The organism is Bradyrhizobium sp. RD5-C2, from assembly GCF_019972155.1.
In the GTDB taxonomy this organism is placed as follows: Bacteria; Pseudomonadota; Alphaproteobacteria; order Rhizobiales; family Xanthobacteraceae; genus Bradyrhizobium.
The window spans coordinates 340,367-359,300 of the sequence record NZ_BOVL01000007.1; the positions used below are offsets into that span (position 1 = coordinate 340,367).

19 protein-coding genes and 1 tRNA gene are annotated in these 18,934 nt (G+C 64.6%); 16 read left to right on the forward strand and 4 right to left on the reverse strand.

All coding sequences use genetic code 11. From position 1 onward, the window contains the following. Positions 1 to 18: 18 nt before the first annotated feature. Positions 19 to 2,298 (reverse strand): TonB-dependent siderophore receptor, encoded by a 2,280-nt coding sequence (locus BraRD5C2_RS07225; RefSeq protein ID WP_223967592.1) that lies wholly within the window; start codon positions 2,296 to 2,298, stop codon positions 19 to 21. Between the two features lie 634 nt (positions 2,299 to 2,932). Between BraRD5C2_RS07225 and glyA the strand changes: the two genes are divergently transcribed. The 9 genes from glyA (at position 2,933) to BraRD5C2_RS07270 (ending at position 11,518) form a co-directional block, all read left to right on the forward strand. Then, the gene (gene glyA / locus BraRD5C2_RS07230) at positions 2,933 to 4,234 is read left to right on the forward strand and encodes a serine hydroxymethyltransferase (RefSeq protein WP_223967593.1); all 1,302 of its coding nucleotides are present in this window, start codon (positions 2,933 to 2,935) and stop codon (positions 4,232 to 4,234) included. Positions 4,235 to 4,260: 26 nt separating this feature from the next. Next, on the forward strand, positions 4,261 to 4,743 hold the full coding sequence (gene nrdR, locus BraRD5C2_RS07235) for a transcriptional regulator NrdR (RefSeq protein WP_176530931.1): 483 nt from the start codon (positions 4,261 to 4,263) through the stop codon (positions 4,741 to 4,743). Continuing rightward, positions 4,740 to 5,912, forward strand: coding sequence for a bifunctional diaminohydroxyphosphoribosylaminopyrimidine deaminase/5-amino-6-(5-phosphoribosylamino)uracil reductase RibD (ribD, locus tag BraRD5C2_RS07240; RefSeq protein ID WP_223967594.1), 1,173 nt, complete (start codon positions 4,740 to 4,742; stop codon positions 5,910 to 5,912). Before nrdR ends, ribD begins: the two co-directional genes overlap by 4 nt. Then, positions 5,912 to 6,520 (forward strand): riboflavin synthase, encoded by a 609-nt coding sequence (locus BraRD5C2_RS07245; RefSeq protein ID WP_223967595.1) that lies wholly within the window; start codon positions 5,912 to 5,914, stop codon positions 6,518 to 6,520. The genes ribD and BraRD5C2_RS07245 overlap by 1 nt, the downstream gene beginning before the upstream one ends. A 202-nt stretch (positions 6,521 to 6,722) precedes the next feature. Further along, on the forward strand, positions 6,723 to 7,214 hold the full coding sequence (gene ribH, locus BraRD5C2_RS07250; RefSeq protein ID WP_223967596.1) for a 6,7-dimethyl-8-ribityllumazine synthase: 492 nt from the start codon (positions 6,723 to 6,725) through the stop codon (positions 7,212 to 7,214). A gap of 2 nt (positions 7,215 to 7,216) precedes the next feature. Further along, positions 7,217 to 7,711 carry a transcription antitermination factor NusB gene (nusB, locus tag BraRD5C2_RS07255; RefSeq protein ID WP_097673462.1) on the forward strand — a complete coding sequence of 165 codons (495 nt, stop codon included), beginning with the start codon at positions 7,217 to 7,219 and terminating at the stop codon, positions 7,709 to 7,711. 138 nt (positions 7,712 to 7,849) lie between these two features. Continuing rightward, positions 7,850 to 8,851 (forward strand): thiamine-phosphate kinase, encoded by a 1,002-nt coding sequence (gene thiL / locus BraRD5C2_RS07260; RefSeq protein WP_223967597.1) that lies wholly within the window; start codon positions 7,850 to 7,852, stop codon positions 8,849 to 8,851. A gap of 223 nt (positions 8,852 to 9,074) precedes the next feature. Next, a complete protein-coding gene (locus tag BraRD5C2_RS07265) occupies positions 9,075 to 11,195 on the forward strand; it encodes a sodium-translocating pyrophosphatase (RefSeq protein ID WP_223967598.1) in 2,121 nt (706 codons plus the stop codon). A gap of 167 nt (positions 11,196 to 11,362) precedes the next feature. Next, positions 11,363 to 11,518, forward strand: coding sequence for a hypothetical protein (locus tag BraRD5C2_RS07270; RefSeq protein WP_223967599.1), 156 nt, complete (start codon positions 11,363 to 11,365; stop codon positions 11,516 to 11,518). Between the two features lie 113 nt (positions 11,519 to 11,631). Here BraRD5C2_RS07270 and BraRD5C2_RS07275 read toward each other — a convergent pair whose 3' ends face one another. Then, positions 11,632 to 12,639 (reverse strand): Bug family tripartite tricarboxylate transporter substrate binding protein, encoded by a 1,008-nt coding sequence (locus BraRD5C2_RS07275; RefSeq protein ID WP_223967600.1) that lies wholly within the window; start codon positions 12,637 to 12,639, stop codon positions 11,632 to 11,634. Positions 12,640 to 12,733: 94 nt separating this feature from the next. Next, positions 12,734 to 13,213, reverse strand: coding sequence for an outer membrane protein assembly factor BamE (locus tag BraRD5C2_RS07280; protein ID WP_223967601.1), 480 nt, complete (start codon positions 13,211 to 13,213; stop codon positions 12,734 to 12,736). A 137-nt stretch (positions 13,214 to 13,350) separates the two neighbouring features. Between BraRD5C2_RS07280 and BraRD5C2_RS07285 the strand changes: the two genes are divergently transcribed. From BraRD5C2_RS07285 to BraRD5C2_RS07315, 7 genes are all read left to right on the forward strand, one after another. Further along, positions 13,351 to 13,902, forward strand: a complete 552-nt coding sequence (locus tag BraRD5C2_RS07285; protein ID WP_223967602.1) for a ubiquinol-cytochrome C chaperone family protein — start codon at positions 13,351 to 13,353, stop codon at positions 13,900 to 13,902. Continuing rightward, complete coding sequence (locus tag BraRD5C2_RS07290) at positions 13,899 to 14,486, forward strand: YceD family protein (protein WP_223967603.1); 588 nt, start codon at positions 13,899 to 13,901, stop codon at positions 14,484 to 14,486. The genes BraRD5C2_RS07285 and BraRD5C2_RS07290 overlap by 4 nt, the downstream gene beginning before the upstream one ends. 321 nt (positions 14,487 to 14,807) lie before the next feature. Continuing rightward, the gene (gene plsX, locus BraRD5C2_RS07295; protein ID WP_223967604.1) at positions 14,808 to 15,869 is read left to right on the forward strand and encodes a phosphate acyltransferase PlsX; all 1,062 of its coding nucleotides are present in this window, start codon (positions 14,808 to 14,810) and stop codon (positions 15,867 to 15,869) included. Further along, positions 15,866 to 16,843: a beta-ketoacyl-ACP synthase III gene (locus BraRD5C2_RS07300; protein WP_223967605.1), complete on the forward strand. Its 978-nt coding sequence runs from the start codon at positions 15,866 to 15,868 to the stop codon at positions 16,841 to 16,843. The genes plsX and BraRD5C2_RS07300 overlap by 4 nt, the downstream gene beginning before the upstream one ends. A gap of 130 nt (positions 16,844 to 16,973) precedes the next feature. Further along, the gene (locus BraRD5C2_RS07305; RefSeq protein WP_223967606.1) at positions 16,974 to 17,309 is read left to right on the forward strand and encodes an integration host factor subunit alpha; all 336 of its coding nucleotides are present in this window, start codon (positions 16,974 to 16,976) and stop codon (positions 17,307 to 17,309) included. 128 nt (positions 17,310 to 17,437) lie between these two features. Beyond that, complete coding sequence (locus BraRD5C2_RS07310) at positions 17,438 to 18,034, forward strand: MerR family transcriptional regulator (RefSeq protein WP_223967607.1); 597 nt, start codon at positions 17,438 to 17,440, stop codon at positions 18,032 to 18,034. A gap of 99 nt (positions 18,035 to 18,133) precedes the next feature. Then, positions 18,134 to 18,211: transfer RNA gene (locus BraRD5C2_RS07315), tRNA-Pro, on the forward strand. Between the two features lie 62 nt (positions 18,212 to 18,273). Here the strand turns inward: BraRD5C2_RS07315 and BraRD5C2_RS07320 are convergent. Then, entirely contained in the window at positions 18,274 to 18,786 is a 513-nt protein-coding gene (locus BraRD5C2_RS07320; RefSeq protein ID WP_223967608.1) for a MarR family winged helix-turn-helix transcriptional regulator, read from the reverse strand. Between the last annotated feature and the right edge of the window lie 148 nt (positions 18,787 to 18,934).

The following is an 18,934-nucleotide window of genomic DNA, read 5'->3' on the forward strand; positions in this document are numbered from 1 at the left end:
GAATGTTGCGCGGCGTGCTCACCATTTGTAGGCAAGGCTTGCCGTGATGCGCCGGCGATCGCCGTAATAGCAGGAGCTGATCGTCGCGCAGCTCGCGACGTAGATCTTGTCTGTGACGTTCACCACATTGAGCGCCGCGCGCCAGTTCTTGTCCCACTCATAGTGCAAGGCGAGGTCGCCGAGCACGACCCCCGGGACGCGCGCGGTGTTCGCGGTATCGGCAAACGACGAGCCGACATAGCGTACGCCGCCGCCGAAGCCGAAGCCGTTCAGCGGGCCGTCGCGGAAGGTGTAGTCGGTCCAGACCGAGGCGAGCTGCCGCGGCGTGTTTGTCGGCACGGTGCCGACCAGCGCGGCATTGAGGTCCTTGCTGACGAACAGCTCGTAATTGGTGTAGCTCGCCACCAGTTTGAAATCCCGCGTGATGTTCGCCACCGCCTCAAGCTCGACGCCGCGCGAGGTGACCTCGCCGTTCTGGGTCTGGAACAGCGTGTTGTTCGGATCTGTCGTCAGCGCGTTCTTGCGCTTCAGATCGAACAGCGCGACGCCGAACCGCGCATTGAGCCCGACCGGCTCGTACTTGACGCCGACCTCGGTCTGCTCGGAGGTCTCCGGCAGCAGCAATTGGCCGGCGGCATTGGTGCCGATGACCGGATTGTAGCCCGTCATGTAGGACACGTACGGCGCAACGCCGCTGCCGAAATTGTAGATCGCGCCGACCCGGCCGGAGAACTTGCTGTCGTCGCGGCCCTGGGAAGCGCCGATCCGGTTGTTGTTGGTGAGGTCAACCCAGTCCTGGCGCCCCGACAGCACGACCGTCAGGCGGTCGAGCTTGACCTGATCCTGCAGATAGAGCCCGGCCATGCCCTGGGTCAGATAGGCGTTCTGATAGAGCGGGCCGCTATACGGCAGATTGTTGCCGTAGACCGGATTGAGCACGTTCAGATTCGTGCCCATGCCAAAACCCTGCCGGTCGTCGATGCCGTAATATTTCAGATCGACGCCGACCAGCGCGGTGTGCTGCAGCGCGCCGGTCGAGAAGCGATATTCAAGCTGATTGTCGAGGTTGAGCTGGGTGGCGATGCCGCGGGTGTAGAAATTGCCGCGGGTGATGTCGGCGGCCGCCGGTGTCGTCGCGTAGCCGAGCCCGTAGAGACCGGCGTAATAGACGTCGACATGCGCCATGCGCGCGTTCTGGCGGAAGTCGACGTTGTCGGTCACGCTCCTCTGGAACTGGTAGCCGACCATCTCCTGGTCGCGGCGGAACTGGTCGACGCTGGGATCGCCGACGAACAGGCTGGTCGGAATGCGGCCGAACGGCGCGTTGGCGACGGTGCCGACATAGGGGAGGAAGTTCAGCGCGCGGGTGTTGCTGTGGGAGGCCATGCCGAACACCGTGAGGCTGGTGTCGGCATCGGGCCGCCAGGTCACCGACGGGGCGAAGAAGAAGTTGTTGTCGTAGACATAGTCGGTCTGGGTGCCGCCGCCCTGGGCCTGGCCGACCAGGCGATACTGCACCTGGCCGCCGCCGGGCTGCGCCGTCGCGCCGCCGATGTCGAACTGGGTATAGGCGTTGCCGAAATTGTTGACGCCGGTCTCGATGTAGCGAATGGGCTCGGCCTGCGGCAGCTTGCTCACGGCGTTGACGAGGCCGCCCGGCGCCGACCCGCCATACAGGATGCCGGAGGGACCGCGCAGCACCTCGACCCGCTCGAGATTGAAGGGCTGCAGCTTCCAGCTCGCATAGGAGGTGTAGAACATCTGCAGGCCGTCGAGGAACAGCGACTCGTTCTGCGCGGGGAAGCCGCGGATCATGAACCAGTCGTTGCGGAAGTCGGCGCCATAGGTGCCGCCGATGACGCCCGGCGTGTAGCGCAGCACCTCGTCGAACTTGCTGACGATCTTCTGGTCGCGGATCTGCTCGGCGCTGATGACAGTCACCGATTGCGGCGTCTGGATGATCGGCGTGCTGGTCTTGGTGCCGCTGGCGCTCTGCCGCGCCAGGTAGCCGTTGACCGGGCCGTTGGCGCGCTCGTGTCCGCCGCCGGCGCCTGCGGCCTGCTGTGCCGCCTGTGGCTGCGCGCCCACTGGCGCGACCGTCGTGCGACGCGACGCGCTGCGCGCGCGTGTGGTCCGTTGCGATGGCTGCTGCGATCGCGCCGCTTGCCGGTGCTGCGGCGCATCGACCGTCACGGACGGCAATTGCGTCTGCGCGAAGACCTCGTCCGCCCCAGCAACCGAAAGCACCACCAGAGCCGAAGCAGCAAACCGCTGCGGCCGAATCCATCCGTCCGTCATTCAACGCCCCCAAAGAGAATTGTCTTCGGCGTCGTTATCACGGTGATTTTCGCAAACAGCGCGCGCGCGGTTAGAAGCTATCGAAGCTGTGCGCAAAGCTGATGTGTGTGACTGAGTGACAACGGCGTACGACGTACATTTGCACGCATCGCGTGAGACGCTTGAATGGATCCAGTGTTGAACGATTCAAAGAACGATTCAAAAATCGAACGATTCAAGATCATTCGTGACTCGATGCATCATGATCGCGCGTGTGATGATCCAGAGAGTCGGCCGTCGCGTGATTGAGTGAAGCGTGATTGGGGGACCGGCAATGGCGAAGTTCGAGGGTGTTGCTCGCGCCTTGAGGCGTCAGCCCCGATAGGGCGGGCGCTCGGGAAGGGGGCGTCGGTCCGCCCCGCAGGCCGCCGCGGCCATGCCGTCTGGGAGGATCGGAACCGGGTTACGGGCGGGCCGGCCCAGCCAGCTGGCAATCCCCGGCATCCCCACCATATCTGGCATAATTGACCGCCGGGGACCGCAACCGCTTGGCCATTTTGGGGTGATGTGATAACCCTCTGAAACCAGCTTCGACCGCCACTCGTGACCGTCCGCATCCCGTGTAAAGGCTTGCGGCGGTGGAGATATTTCGCCGATGACCTCATCGTCCAAGACCGCTTCCGCGCCCGATTCCTTCTTCACGGCAACCCTTGCCGAGGCCGACCCCGAGATCGCTGCCGCGATCAAGGGCGAGCTCGGTCGGCAGCGCCATGAGATCGAGCTGATCGCCTCCGAGAACATCGTCAGCCGCGCGGTGCTGGAGGCGCAGGGCTCGGTGATGACCAACAAATATGCGGAAGGTTATCCGGGCGCGCGCTACTACGGCGGTTGCGAATGGGTCGACGTCGCCGAGAACCTCGCGATCGAGCGCGCCAAGAAGCTGTTCGGCGCCGGCTTCGCCAACGTCCAGCCGAACTCCGGCAGCCAGATGAACCAGGCGGTGTTTCTAGCGCTGCTGCAGCCCGGCGACACCTTCATGGGTCTCGACCTCGCCGCCGGCGGCCATCTCACCCACGGCTCGCCGGTCAACATGTCCGGCAAATGGTTCAAGGCCGCGCACTACACCGTGCGCCGCGAGGACCAGATCATCGACATGGACGAAGTCCAGAAGCAGGCCGAGCAGGCGAAGCCGAAGCTGATCATCGCCGGCGGCTCGGCCTATTCGCGCGCCTGGGACTTCAAGCGCTTCCGCGAGATCGCCGACTCGGTCGGCGCGTATTTGCTGGTCGACATGGCGCATTTCGCGGGCCTCGTCGCCGGCGGCGTGCATGCCTCGCCGGTGCCGCACGCCCACGTCACGACAACCACGACCCACAAGTCGCTGCGCGGTCCGCGCGGCGGCCTGATCCTCAGCAATGACGAGACGCTCGCGAAGAAGCTGAACTCGGCGATCTTCCCCGGCCTGCAGGGCGGCCCGCTGATGCACGTCATCGCCGCCAAGGCGGTCGCGTTCGCCGAAGCGCTGCGGCCGGACTTCAAGGTCTACGCCAAGAACGTGGTCGAGAACGCCAAGGCGTTGGCGGAGACGCTGCGCAGCCATGGCCTCGACATCGTGTCCGGCGGCACCGACAACCATCTGATGCTGGTCGACCTCAGGCCGAAGGGCCTGAAGGGCAACATCTCCGAGAAGGCGCTGGTGCGCGCTGCGATCACCTGCAACAAGAACGGCATCCCGTTCGATCCCGAGAAGCCGTTCGTCACTTCGGGCCTGCGTCTCGGTACGCCGGCGGCGACCACGCGCGGGTTCGGCGTCGCCGAGTTCAAGCAGGTCGGCGGCATGATCGCGGAAGTGCTGAACGCGCTGGCGCAATCGCCGGACGGCAAGGCGCCGCTGGTCGAGGCTGCGATCAAGGAGCGCGTCAAGGCGCTGACCGACCGCTTCCCGATCTACCAGTAGCCGTTCGCTCGTAAAGGTCCCGTCGGATGCGCTGCCCGAGCTGCAATTCTCTCGATACGCAGGTCAAGGACTCGCGTCCGACCGAGGACTCCGCCGTCATCCGCCGGCGGCGCGTCTGCATGGCCTGCAACTTCCGCTTCACGACCTTCGAGCGGGTGCAGCTGCGCGAGCTCACCGTCATCAAGCGCAACGGCCGCCGCGTGCCGTTCGATCGCGACAAGCTGGTGCGCTCGCTGCAAATCTCATTGCGCAAGCGCCCGGTGGAGTCGGAACGGGTGGAGAAGATGGTGTCGACCATCGTCCGCGAGCTCGAAAGCGGCGGCGAGGCGGAGGTCTCCTCGGAGGCGATCGGCGAGATCGTGATGGAGCATCTGCGCCAGCTCGACGACGTCGCCTATGTGCGCTTCGCCTCGGTCTATCGTAATTTCCGCGAGGCCAAGGACTTCGAGGCCGTGCTCGACGAGCTGACCGGCGAAGACGACCCGCGGATCGCGACGTTGCGAAAATGATCTTCCGCATTCTGGAAGAGCAGCTCGGGCAGAAGGCCAAAGAGGCGAAGGAAGCGGCCAAGGAAACGGCAAAGGCCGCCGATCTGCGCTTCATGCAGCTCGCGCTCGCGCTCGGCCGTCGCGGGCTGGGGCGCACCTGGCCCAATCCGGCGGTCGGCGCCGTCATCGTCAAGGACGGCGTGATTGTCGGCCGCGGCTGGACCCAGCCCGGCGGCCGCCCGCATGCCGAGGTCGAGGCGCTGAGACGGGCAGGTAGCGCCGCGCGCGGCGCCACGCTCTATGTCACGCTCGAACCCTGCTCGCATTTCGGCCGCTCGCCGCCTTGCGCGGATGCCGTCGTCGCAGCCGGGCTTGCCCGCGTGGTTTCGGCGATCGAGGACCCCAATCCGGACGTCGGTGGGAAGGGGCATGCGAAACTGCGAGCCGCTGGGATCGCGGTCGATGTCGGGCTGTGCGCCGCCGACGCCGCGCGCGACCATGCCGGGCATTTCCGCCGGATCACGGACCAGCGCCCGCATGTGATCCTCAAGCTTGCGGTGTCCACCGACGACAAGATCGCAGCCGGCGGACACAAGCCAGTTGCGATTACCGGCGAAGCTGCGCAGAGGCGTGTGCATCTGCTGCGCGCGCAGAGCGATGCGATCCTGATCGGCATCGGCACGGTCAGGGCCGACGATCCAATGCTGACCTGCCGTCTCCCCGGCATGGCGGCGCGCTCGCCGGTGCGGGTGGTGCTGGATCGCGCGCTGCGGATCTCGGGCGACAGCCGCCTGGTGCATTCGGCGCGCGAGACGCCGCTCTGGGTGATGACGTCGGATCTTGCCGAGGCGCCGGCCGCGATGATGCTCGGTGCTGCCGGGGCGGAGGTGATCCGCGTTGCGTCCAGCGCGCAACCGGGGCTCGACCTGCCGGCGGTGTTGCATGCGCTGGCGGAGAAGGGCATCACGCGGCTGATGGTCGAAGGCGGCGCGCGGGTGGCAAATTCTTTCGTGGCAGCGGGCCTGGTCGATGAAATCTGGCTATTGCGCGGACCCGAACCGATCGGCGCCGATGGTGTTCCCGCGCTGGACGCAATGCCGCTCGACGCAATCACGCAGTCGCCGGGCTTCAAGGTTCGTGCTAGCGAAACCCTCGATAACGACAGTCTCACGATCTACGAGCGTGCGTAATGTTTACCGGAATTGTCACCGATATCGGCGAGATCACCAGCCTGAAGCCTGTGGCGCAGGGGCAGCTGCACCGGTTGCGGATTGCCTGCGACTACGACCAGACCACGATCGCCGATGGCGCCTCGATCGCCTGCAACGGCGTCTGCCTCACCGTGGTCGCCTCCGGCACGGCTGACGGCAAGACCTGGTTCGATGTCGATGCCGCGGCCGAGACGCTCGGCATGACCACCGCCAGGCACTGGGCGCAGGGTGGCCGGCTCAACCTCGAGCGCGCGCTCAAGATCGGCGACGAGCTCGGTGGTCACATCGTGGCCGGGCATGCCGACGGGATCGCGACCATCGTCAAGCGCGACGATCTGCCTGACATGGCGCGCTTCGAGCTGCGAACCACCCGCGAACTGGCGCGTTTCATCGCGGCGAAGGGATCGATCACGCTGGACGGCGTGTCGCTGACCGTGAATACGGTCGATGACGTCACCTTTTCGGTGCTGATCATCCCGCACACGCTGTCCGTCACGACCCTGAGCGGCTGGAAGGCCGGCAGTGAGGTCAATATCGAGGTCGATCTGATGGCCCGCTACGCGGCGCGGCTGTCGGAGATGAAATGACGGCGTAGCCGTCATTCCGGGGCGATGCGTCAGCATCGAGCCCGGAATCTCGAGATTCCGGGTCTGGTCCTACGGACCATCCCGGAATGACCGTGTTTGAAGCATTCCTGCTTGGCTTCAGTCGTTGGGGCGACTACAAACTCGCAAAACGTTGACATGCAACATTATCGGTGAATGTCAACAAAATGAAATGGATACCTAAATGGCTGACGCGCGGCGCGCACCCCTGAAGGACCAGACCGACATCACAGGCGCACGCGTGCTGATCGTGGAGGCCCGGTTTTATGACGACATCCAGGATGCGCTGCTGGAAGGCGCGCTCGCCGAGCTGAAGACGGCCGGCGCCAGCCACGACGTGATCACGGTGCCGGGCGCGCTTGAGATTCCGGCCGCGATCGCGATTGCGATCGATGCCGCAGCGGCGAACGGCAAGCCCTATGACGCGGCGATCGCGCTCGGCTGCGTGGTGCGCGGCGACACCATCCATTTCGAGATCGTCTCGCAGGAATCCTCGCGCGGATTGATGGATCTGGCCGTGAACCGGAAATTCCCGCTCGGCAACGGCATCCTCACCGTCAACACCGAGGCGCAGGCCTGGGCGCGGGCGCGTGCCAGCGAGTTGAACAAGGGCGGCGACGCCGCGCGCGCGGCGATCGCGATGCTGCGGATCAAACGCCGTCTGGCAAAGGCCTGACCATGGCTGACAACAAGAAGCCCGCGAAAGCCCCCGACAGGAAAGCCAACCGACGCGGCGCGGCACGGCTCGCGGCCGTGCAGGCGCTGTACCAGATGGACATTGGCGGCGCGGGCATCAACGACATCTTCGCCGAGTTCGAGAGCCACTGGCTCGGCAACGAGGTCGAGGGCGAGAAGTACCTGCCGGCGGAAGCGGCGTTCTTCCGCGACGTCGTCTCTGGCGTGGTGCGCGACCAGGCCAAGCTCGATCCGCTGATCGACGAGGCGCTGTCCAAGGGCTGGCCGCTGAAGCGGATCGACGCGATTTTGCGCGCGGTGCTTCGCGCCGGGTCCTACGAGCTCGAGCACCGCCGCGACGTGCCGGGTCGCGTGGTGGTTTCCGAATATGTCGACGTCGCGCACGCCTTTGTCGAGAAGGACGAGACCGGCATGGTCAACGCCGTGCTCGACCAGATCGCACGCCAGTTCCGCGGCGACGAGTTTGTGCGGAGCTAAACCACGTATTCCGCCGTCATCACCCGCGCATGCGGGTGATCCAGTACGCCGCGGCGGTTATTGGCAACAACAGCTTCCGCGGCGTACTGGATCGCCCGGTCAAGCCGGGCGATGACAGCTGAGGGGAACGCGCGCGATATGCCAGAGCGTCACGACATTCCCTCCGGCGAAGACTCCCTCATCGCGCGGTATTTCAAGCCGCTGGCGACGGACCCCGGCGCGTTAGGGCTCAACGACGATGCTGCCGCGCTGCGGGCGGCCGGCGAGGACATCGTGGTCACCACGGACGCGATCGTTGAGGGTGTGCATTTCCTTGCCGATGATCCGCCCGACACGCTGGCGCGCAAGGCGCTGCGGGTGAACCTGTCCGACGTCGCGGCCAAGGGGGCAGCGCCGGCCGGCTTCGTGCTGACGCTGGCGCTGCGCCACGCCGAGGAGGCCTGGCTCAAGCCGTTTGCCCGCGCGCTCGGCGAGGACGCCAGCCATTATGGCTGCCCGCTGCTCGGCGGCGACACGGTCTCGACGCCGGGGCCGCTGATGATCTCGATCACCGCGTTCGGGCGGCTGCCGCAGGGCAAGATGGTGCACCGCGCGGGGGCAAGGGCCGGCGACCGCGTGTTCGTGACCGGCACGATCGGGGATGCCGCGCTCGGCCTCGATGTGCTCCGGGGTGGCCCGGTCGCGGCGGCGCTGGCGGATGATGCCGCCGGCCGGGATTTTCTTGCAGCCCGCTACCGTGTTCCGCAGCCGCGCAACGCCCTTGCCAAGGCCGTCCGCAGTTACGCCAGCGCGGCAATGGACGTGTCCGACGGTCTCGCCGGCGATCTGGCCAAGCTTTGCGCAGCCAGCGGCGTGACGGCCGTGATCAACGTGCCGAGCATCCCATTGTCGCCGGCGGCCGCGGGGCTGCTCGCGCGCAAGGCGATCGGGATCGAGACGCTGGTCGCCGGCGGCGATGACTACGAACTCTTGTGCGCGGTCCCGGGCGATCGCGCAGACGCCTTTGTGCGGGAGGCACGGCAAGCCAAGGTCGCTGTCACCGCCATCGGCGGTCTCATTGCAGGCTTGTCACCGCCGAGCTTCCTCGACGGACAGGGCCGGGAACTGGCGCTGGAGCGGCTGTCCTACAGCCATTTCTAGAACGTCCGGCCGAAACGCGCCGACTTTCCTTCTAAATAGCTGCCAATATCGGCGTTTTCGGCCGTAGGTGGCGTTGCACAGCGGTAACGATTTTGGCAAGGTCGCGCCCGATTTGAGGCAATCCGTTTTTGGGGAGGATTGTCCTCGCAAAATAAGCGCCTGCCGCCCCCTAGCGGCACAAAGAAGGCGCGGGGGTTACATCAAGGATCTGAGGCAACATTCAATGACAGCTTTATGGTTGATTGTGCTCTGCGGGGCGCTTTCCATCGTCTACGCGATCTGGGCGACGCAGTCGGTCTTGAACGCGGATGCGGGCAGTGCCCGCATGCAGGAAATCGCGGGCGCGGTGCGCGAGGGCGCACAAGCCTATCTGCGGCGGCAATACACGACGATCGGCATGGTCGGTATCGTGATCTTCGTGGTGCTGGCCTACTTCCTTGGCCTTCTGGTGGCGATCGGCTTTGCGATCGGCGCCATCCTGTCGGGTGCGGCCGGCTTCATCGGCATGAACGTCTCGGTGCGCGCCAACGTCCGCACCGCGCAGGCGGCGACCACTTCGCTCGCCGGCGGCCTCGAGCTCGCCTTCAAGGCGGGTGCGATCACCGGCATGCTGGTTGCCGGTCTCGCATTGCTTGGCGTCACCATCTACTTCATGGTGCTGGTCAAGTTCATGGGGCTGGAAGCCGGCAGCCGCACCGTGGTCGATGCCATGGTGGCACTCGGCTTCGGCGCTTCGCTGATCTCGATCTTTGCCCGTCTCGGCGGCGGCATCTTCACCAAGGGTGCTGACGTCGGCGGCGACCTCGTCGGCAAGGTCGAGGCCGGCATCCCCGAGGACGATCCGCGCAACCCGGCCACCATCGCCGACAACGTCGGCGACAATGTCGGCGACTGCGCCGGCATGGCGGCCGACCTGTTCGAGACCTACGCGGTGACCGCGGTCGCCACCATGGTGCTCGCGGCGATCTTCTTCGCCAAGACGCCGATCCTGGTGAACATGATGACGTTGCCGCTCGCGATCGGCGGCATCTGCATCATCACCTCGATCATCGGCACCTTCTTCGTCAAGCTCGGCGCCAGCCAGTCGATCATGGGTGCACTGTACAAGGGCCTGATCGCCACCGGCATCCTGTCGCTGGTCGGCGTCGCGGCCGTGATCAACTGGCTGATCGGATTCGGCAAGCTCGATGGCGTCAGCTTCACCGGCATGGCGCTGTTCGAGTGCGGCGTGGTCGGTCTCGTCGTCACCGGCCTGATCATCTGGATCACCGAGTACTACACCGGCACCGATTATCGCCCGGTGAAGTCGATTGCGGCGGCGTCCGTCACCGGTCACGGCACCAACGTGATCCAGGGCCTCGCGATCTCGATGGAGGCGACCGCACTGCCTGCGATCGTCATCATCGCCGGCATCCTGGTCACCTACAGCCTGGCCGGCCTGTTCGGTATCGCGATCGCCACCGCCACCATGCTGGCCCTGGCCGGCATGATCGTCGCGCTCGACGCCTTCGGCCCGGTCACCGACAACGCCGGCGGCATCGCCGAGATGGCGGGTCTGCCCAAGGAGGTGCGCAAGTCGACCGACGCGCTCGATGCGGTCGGCAACACCACCAAGGCGGTGACCAAGGGCTACGCGATCGGCTCCGCCGGTCTCGGTGCGCTGGTGCTGTTTGCGGCCTATAATGAGGACCTCAAATTCTTCATCGCAGACTCCGCCAACCACCTCTACTTCAAGGGGGTCAATCCCGACTTCTCGCTCAACAACCCCTACGTCGTGGTCGGCCTGCTGTTCGGCGGCCTGCTGCCGTATCTGTTCGGCGCGATGGGCATGACGGCGGTGGGACGTGCCGCCAGCGCAATCGTTGAAGAGGTGCGCCGTCAGTTCCGCGAGAAGCCCGGCATCATGCAGGGCACCGACAAGCCGGACTACGGCAAGGCGGTCGACCTGCTGACCAAGGCGGCGATCAAGGAGATGATCATCCCGTCGCTGCTGCCGGTGCTGTCGCCGATCGTCGTCTACTTCCTGATCTATGCGATCGCGGGCGGCGGCGCGGCGGGCAAGTCGGCGGCGTTCTCCGCGGTCGGCGCCATGCTGCTCGGCGTCATCGTCACCGGCCTGTTCGTCGCGATCTCGATGACCTCGGGCGGCGGCGCATGGGACAACGCCAAGAAGTACATCGAGGACGGCCACTACGGCGGCAAGGGCTCTGACGCCCACAAGTCCGCGGTGACCGGCGACACCGTCGGCGATCCCTACAAGGATACGGCGGGCCCGGCGGTCAACCCGATGATCAAGATCACCAACATCGTGGCGTTGCTGCTGCTGGCGATTTTGGCGCACTAAGTCCTTGGCGCACTGAGCGGCGCGAAACGAAGGAATGCAAAACCCCGCGGTGCGAGCCGCGGGGTTTTTGTTTTGCATGGACTTGGTTCGGTGTACTGCCGGATTGATCGGCTTTCCGCCAACGATATCTGCCGACAACCAGACGCGAACAGAACGGAGATCAATCGATGTCGCTCTCATCCGCACGGAACTATGCGCTCCGCGCCTCCAAGTCGCAGGATCAGAAGGAGGCCATCGAGCTGCTGTCGCAGGCGATCATGGAGCTGGCGATGTCGATGGAAGCAACCGACGCCAAGATCAAGAAGATCAACAAGTCATCGTAGCATGAGCCGCACCGTGCTCTTCCTGTCATTCCGGGGCGGTCCGCAGGCCCGAACCCGGAATCTCGAGATTCCGGGTTCGATGCTTCGCATCGCCCGGAATGACGGCTGTGCCGTCACTTCACCTCCATCTGCAAGCCTTCCTTCTCGATGATGGCGGCGAACTTCTTCGTCTCGGCATCGACGAAATCGGCGAATTGCTGCGGCGTGCCGAAGTCGGCGCGGGCGCCCATGCCACTGATGTTCTTCCTGACGTCGTCGCGCTCCAGCATCGCCTTGATCTGACGGTTCAGCTCGTCGACCACGGGCGCCGGCGCAGTCTTCGGCAGGAACACGCCGAACCAGGACGCGACGTCGAATTTGGCGAGCTCCGGCGCGCCCTCGCGCATCACAGGCAGATTGGGTGCGGACTCGCTGCGCTCGGTCGTCGTGACGCAGAGCCCGTTGAGCTTGCCATCCTGCACCTGCGGCAGCGACGGATAGAGATTATCGAACAGGATCTGGATGTCGCCGGCGAGCCCGGCCTGCAATGCGGGGCCTGCGCCGCGGAACGGCACATGCGTCATCTTCAGCCCGGTGAGCTGCAGGAACCAGGCGCCGGTGAGGTGAGGGCTCTGCCCGGTGCCGGACGAGCCGTAGGTCAGCTTGTCCGGGTTCTTCTTCAGATAGGCGATCAGTTCGGGAATTGACTTGATGCCGGTCGATGGATGCGCCGAGACGATGTTCGGGATCCGGATCATGTTGGAGACCGCCTGCAACTGGTCGGCCTTGTAGGTCAGGTTCCTGAAGATGCTGAAGGCAATCGCGTTCGGGCCGGGATTGCCGATCAGGATGGTGTGGCCGTCGCCTTTGCTGCGGGCAACCTCCGCGGTGCCGATGGTGCCGCCGGCGCCGGAGCGATTTTCCACCACGACCGACTGGCCCCAGAGCGGCTGCAAATGCGCCGCCAAGAGCCGCCCCATCACGTCGGTCGAGCCGCCGGCCGCGGCCGGCACGATGATCCGAACCGTTTCCGTCGGCCGCCAGTCGCCGGCTCCGAGACTGGCGCGTGGCAGGATCGACGCGGCCGCCAACGCGGCCGTGCCCGACAATACCGTACGACGGGAAAATCTCTTCGCTCTCACGCGCTTACCCCCTGCTCAGGCTTCTTGTTTGCGAGCAAGCCTAGGGGACCGCTTGCCCGTGGGGCAAGCGACAAACTGGCGCAGTCCTTAAGCTCTAGTTGAAGCTCAGCAGCTTGAAGAGCGGTGTCAGGTAGGACATTTCCTGGCCCGACGTCGGCGTGCTGCGGCTGACGAAGTCGAAGATCTTGCCGTCCTTCAGGCCGTAATTGGCGAGCCGGCGCACCTGGCGGTTCTTGTCGAAATAGACCGCGATGACGCGCTGGTCGACCACGCGCTGGTTCATGAAGGCGACCGGACGCGAGGTCCGCTGCGAGATGTAATAGAACACCTCGCCGTCGAGCGTTGCGACCGTCGAGGGCGTGCCGAGCACGATCAGCACCTGATCCTGGCTCGCGCCGATCGGAATCTGCTCGAGCGCGCCGTCGGGCAGGATGTAGCCCTTCTGGAATTGCTCGCCGGCGCAGCCGCCGAGCGCAGCCGCGCAGAACAGACCAACGACCGCGATGGCGCGGAAGCGCGAAAGGAACCCGCGCGCGGAAGCCGTGCGAGACTGTCGTGAAAGGGTGTGGTTCATCGGCGGATCTGATCCGTCCTCTTGCATCGGCCGGGGCATTGACGTACCGGGCAGCTCAATGGATTGCAATCATGCCGGCGTCCGACGGGCGCCCCCTCAACAGGCGTCCCTTTGGGGACCGGCAGCCGGAACCCGCTATGCTTTGGCCGTTCAATCACTTCAGAAGACCCCGGGTGCCCGCGCGCAGCACCATTGAGACCATCTATGGCATGATCGTGACGCAGGCGCGAGAACCGTTGTTTTACCGTGACTTGGGCGTTCCGGACACGGTTAATGGCCGTTTTGACCTGCTTCTGATGCATCTGTGGGTGGTGCTGCGGCGATTGAAATCCGCGGAAGGCGGCGTGGAGCTGTCCCAGGCCCTGTTCGATCATTTCTGTATCGACATGGACGACAATCTCAGGGAAATGGGCGTCGGCGACCTGACGGTGCCGAAGCGGATGCAGGCGTTCGGCGAGGCCTTCTATGGCCGTACCGCGGCCTACGACCTGGCGCTGACCGACGGCGACGAAGCCTTGGCGCAGTCGTTCTGCAAGAACATCCTCAATGGTCAGAACATCGACAAGGCCCGCGAGCTGGCCGTCTATGCGCGCCAGGCGATGGCCGAGTTGGCGCGCGCCGACCTCGCGGCGCTGACCAAGGGTGCATGGCGTTTCCAAGCGCCGCAAGCTGCGAGGACCACGGCATGAGCGGCGGCAGCACAGGGCGATCAGATGCCGCTCGGGACCCCTGGCGCGTTCTCGTCAATGTCGCGCAGATTCCGGATACCGGGCTGCATCGCGAGATCGTGGCCGACGAGGCGACGCGCAAGGCGATGGCCGAGGTCGCCGAGTTGCGCGAGGTCGTCTCGGCACATGCCGAGTTCGATCTGCAGCCCAAGCGCGACGGCAGCTACCATGTCACCGGCAGGGTTCAGGCGAGGGTTGGGCAGACCTGCGTGGTGACGCTCGATCCGATCGAGAGCGAGGTCATTGAGCCGATCGATGTGGTGTTCGCGCCGCCGGAGCAGATCCCGGAGATGGCCGACCTCGTCGATGACGCCGAGGAAAGCGACGAGGAGACCCCGGACCCGCCGGAGCCGATCGTCGGCGGCTTCATCGACATCGGCCGGCTCGCCACTGATGCGCTGTTTCTCGGCATCGACCCCCATCCGCGGAAGGCGGATGCGGTCTTTGAACAAGAGGTTGAGGCGCCTGATCCGGAAAATCATCCCTTTGCCGCGCTGAAGGCACTGAAGGACAAGGCCGACGGCAAGAAGCCGAAGGGGAGTTGAGGGAAGCCGAGGGAAGCCAGCGCCAACATTTGAGGGGATGGCTTGCCTGCGGGCCTGCGCGAGGGGTATTCCCGGTTACTTCAAGTATGCGTCATAATAGTTTGAAATGTAACGTATTTCTGGTATGCCTTGATGTGTTGCGTGACGGTTCGGCGCCTCGGTTGTTTGTGGTCAAGAGGTTGTGTCGGACCGCGGACACGCTATTGTCGCGGCCCGGCGGGGACGCGAGTTCGTGTTTCGCCGCGCGCCGTTGACGGCGGTGACTTCAAGCTCGCGGTCTTCATCTGAAGGGCTGTGGGAGAGCAGGCTTCCGGGACGTTCATGCCTCATAAGGTTCGAATCGCGCTTGACGCCATGGGGGGCGATGTCGGCGCATCGGTGGTCATTCCCGGCGCCGCGATCTCGTTGAGCCGTCATCCCGACAGCGAATTCCTGCTGGTCGGAGACCGCGCCCAGATCGAGCCGGAGCTTGCGAAACATCCTGCGCTGAAGGCGGTATCGAAGGTGATCCATACCGACGTCGCGGTGAAGAATGACGAGAAGCCGAGCCAGGCGCTGCGGCGGACCCGCAGGGCGTCGTCGATGTGGCTGGCGATCGATGCGGTGAAGCACGGCGAGGCCGACGTTGCGGTCTCTGCGGGTAATTCAGGCGCGCTGATGGCGATGGGCAGTATCAATCTGCGGACGTTGCCGGGCGTCGACCGCCCGGCGCTCGCTGCGGCGTGGCCGACGCTGCGAGGCGATTCGGTGGTGCTCGATCTCGGAGCCTCGATCGGCGGCGACGCCCGCCATCTGGCAACGCTCGCGGTGATGGGCAGCGCGATGGCGAGCGTGCTGTTCAATCTCGAGCGGCCGACCGTCGGCCTGCTCAATATCGGGTCCGAGGAGATCAAGGGCCACGGGGAAATCCGCGAGGCCGCCGAGATGCTGCGCGCGATGAACGCGCCGCAGTTCAACTATATCGGCTTTGTCGAGGGCGATGCGATCGGCAAGGGGCTCGCTGACGTCATCGTGTCGGAAGGCTTCAGCGGCAATATCGCGCTCAAGGCCGCCGAGGGAACCGCGCGCCAGATGTTCACGCTGTTGCGCGAGGCGATGTCGTCGAGCTTGCTGGCGCGGATCGGTTACCTGTTTGCCCGCGGCGCGTTCCAGAAGCTGCGCGACAAGCTCGATCCCAACAAGTCGAATGGCGGCCTGCTGCTCGGCCTGAACGGCGTGGTGGTCAAGAGCCATGGCGGCACCAACGCGGAAGGCTTTGCCTATGCGGTGGATGTTGGCTATGAGATGGCCCACTACGATCTCCTCACCAAGATCAATCAGATGCTCAACCGTGACGGCGGCGCCCTGGCAAAGGCGCAGACCGCGCAGGAGGCTGTCTCGTGACTACGATACGTTCGGTAGTGCTCGGCTGCGGCTCATATTTGCCGGAGCGGGTTTTGACCAATGCCGAACTGGCTCAGCGCATCGATACGTCGGATGACTGGATCGTGCAGCGCACCGGTATCAGCGAGCGGCACATCGCGGCCGATGACGAGTTCACCTCGCATCTCGCGATCAATGCCGCGCGCGCCGCGCTCGCCGATGCCAAGATCGACGCCCAGTCGATCGACCTGATCGTGCTGGCGACCTCGACGCCCGACAACACCTTTCCGGCGACCGCGGTCGCGGTCCAGCACGCGCTCGGCATCAACCACGGCGTCGCGTTCGATCTGCAGGCGGTGTGCTCCGGCTTCGTGTTTGCGCTGACCACCGCGGACAATTTCCTGCGCGCCGGCGCCCACAAGCGGGCGCTGGTGATCGGCGCCGAAACCTTCTCGCGCATCCTCGACTGGAACGACCGCGGCACCTGCGTGCTGTTCGGCGACGGCGCCGGCGCGGTGGTGCTGGAAGCGCAGCAGCATTCCGGCACGACGGACGATCCCGGCGTGCTGACGACGCATTTGCGCTCGGACGGACGCCACAAGTCGAAGCTGTTCGTCGATGGCGGTCCCGGCTCGACCAAGACGGTCGGTTATCTCCGGATGGAAGGCCGCGAGGTATTCAAGCACGCCGTCGGCATGATCACCGATGTGATCGTCGATGCATTCAAGGCCACCGGCTTTACCGCCGACGACATCAACTGGTTCATTCCGCACCAGGCCAACAAGCGAATCATCGATGCATCGGCCCACAAGCTGCATATTGCGCCGCAGAAGGTGGTCTTGACAGTCGACAAGCACGGCAACACCTCCGCGGCCTCGATCCCGCTGGCGCTGTCGGTCGCTGTGAAGGACGGACGGGTCAAGAAGGGCGATCTGGTGCTGTTCGAGGCGATGGGCGGCGGCTTCACCTGGGGCTCGGCGCTCGTCCGCTGGTAGCGCATCGTCAAAGAGTATCGGCAGGTTGCCGGCATCTTTCCAGCGCGCGGATGCTGGTCGCTGTTGACCATTGCGCGCTAAGCTTTTAATTTCAGTCAAGAAATTGTTCGCCGAGAGTGCGGGGCAGGCGATGACCAATGGAACTGGAAAAACAGTGACGCGCGTCGATTTGTGCGAGGCGGTCTACCAAAAGGTAGGTCTGTCGCGCACGGAATCGTCGGCGTTTGTCGAGTTGGTGCTGAAGGAGATCACCGATTGCCTGGAAAAGGGCGAGACGGTGAAGCTGTCCTCATTCGGCTCCTTCATGGTGCGCAAGAAGGGCCAGCGTATCGGGCGCAATCCAAAGACCGGCACCGAGGTGCCGATCTCGCCGCGGCGTGTGATGGTGTTCAAGCCGTCGGCGATCCTGAAGCAGCGGATCAACGGCCATGTCGTCACCAATGGCGACGGCAGCAAGGCCGACTAGGGCGTTTTCAAGCGAAGTGGATACCCGGTTCGCGTGAAGAAGACGCGCCAAAACTAGAATCGAGGGCCCCGTTCCGATTCAACCGGAACGGAAGGGGCTCTGGGCATTGAAGCCAGAGGAGCGGGCATTTGGACAAGGCGCCGGATGCGTTCCGTACCATCAGCGAAGTCGCAGATGAGCTCGATATTCCCCAGCATGTGCTGAGATTCTGGGAAACGCGCTTCGCGCAGATCAAGCCGATGAAGCGCAGCGGCGGACGCCGCTATTATCGCCCCGACGATGTCGACCTGCTCAAGGGCATCCGCCGGCTGCTCTACGGCGAGGGCTACACCATCCGCGGCGTGCAGCGGATACTGAAGGAGCATGGCATCAAGTCGGTGCAGGGCATCGCGGACCAGACCGCCGCCGTCTCGTTCGGCGCGGTCGAGGAGGCGGTCGGCAACAGCATGGCCGAGCCCGACGATCTCGAGAGCAATGATGGCCTCGATTTCGACGGCGAGGAGGGCGACGGCGACGAGGGGGGCATCGACTACCGATTCGTCGATCCCGACGAGGACCCGATCCTGTCGACCTACAAGAAGGCGCACGCCCATCCGGGCAAGGCGTCAGCCGCACCGCCGGTGCGTCCCTCCGTCCCTCCAGTGGACCGGGAAAAGCTCGAACGCGCGCTGCAGGAGCTGGTCGCCTGCCGGCAGCTGATCGATGCGGCGATGAAGGACGGCTGAGCCAAGGAAGCTGCCATGGGGAACCGGGCCCCGGATTGCAGCCTTTAAGCGCCTGCGCCGCCTTGCGCGAACGCAGGATCGCAGCTAATGGAACGGCATCGGAGCGTGGCGCAGCCCGGTTAGCGCACTAGTCTGGGAGACTAGGGGTCGGAGGTTCAAATCCTCTCGCTCCGACCATTTTTCAAAGCATGCGATTTTGAAAGCATTCGGGCGTTGTTTGCGACCCGATGCGGCGATCGTCAGGTCTCGAGATCCATCGCGGCGATCAGGCATGCCTTTTCCATGCGGTTGTTGAGCATCGCAAGCTTGGCCGTGAACTCGGCCAGTTCGGGCTCGCTGAATTCCTCGAACACGGTCTTCTTGAACGCCTTGTGCTGGTCGGCGAGGCCCGCCAGATGCTTTCGGGTCTTGTCGGTCAGCGACAGGCGGACCACGCGCGCATCGGCCGGCGAGGACGCGCGGCGCAGCAGCTCCTTCTGCTCGAGCAGCTTGGACTGCGTGGTCACGAACGACGGATCGACGTGCAGCAGCTTCGACACCACGTTGATCGGCACGCCGTCATCCTTGTCGAGGTCCGAGATCGCAATCAGGATCATCCATTGCGGACCGCTGACGCCAAGCGCCTTGCCCCAGAGCTGGCGGACCCGTTCGAGATGCGAGTTGATGGACGAGATCTCGAGCGTAAAGCGCTTGATGATGTCGAGATTCTCGATGGCGCGCAGGCGCGCCTGATCCTTCCTGGTCACTGACACAGCTTCCCCTTCCCTAGGTGCCGACTCAGCTTTGTGCTGATTTATTTCTTGATTCCGGCGTCGACGGGACGTTTTTTCTAGTAAGTCGCTCAGGAAGGCAAGTGAACGTAATGCAATTATGATGCGTGTGTGACGATTGGACTTTTTG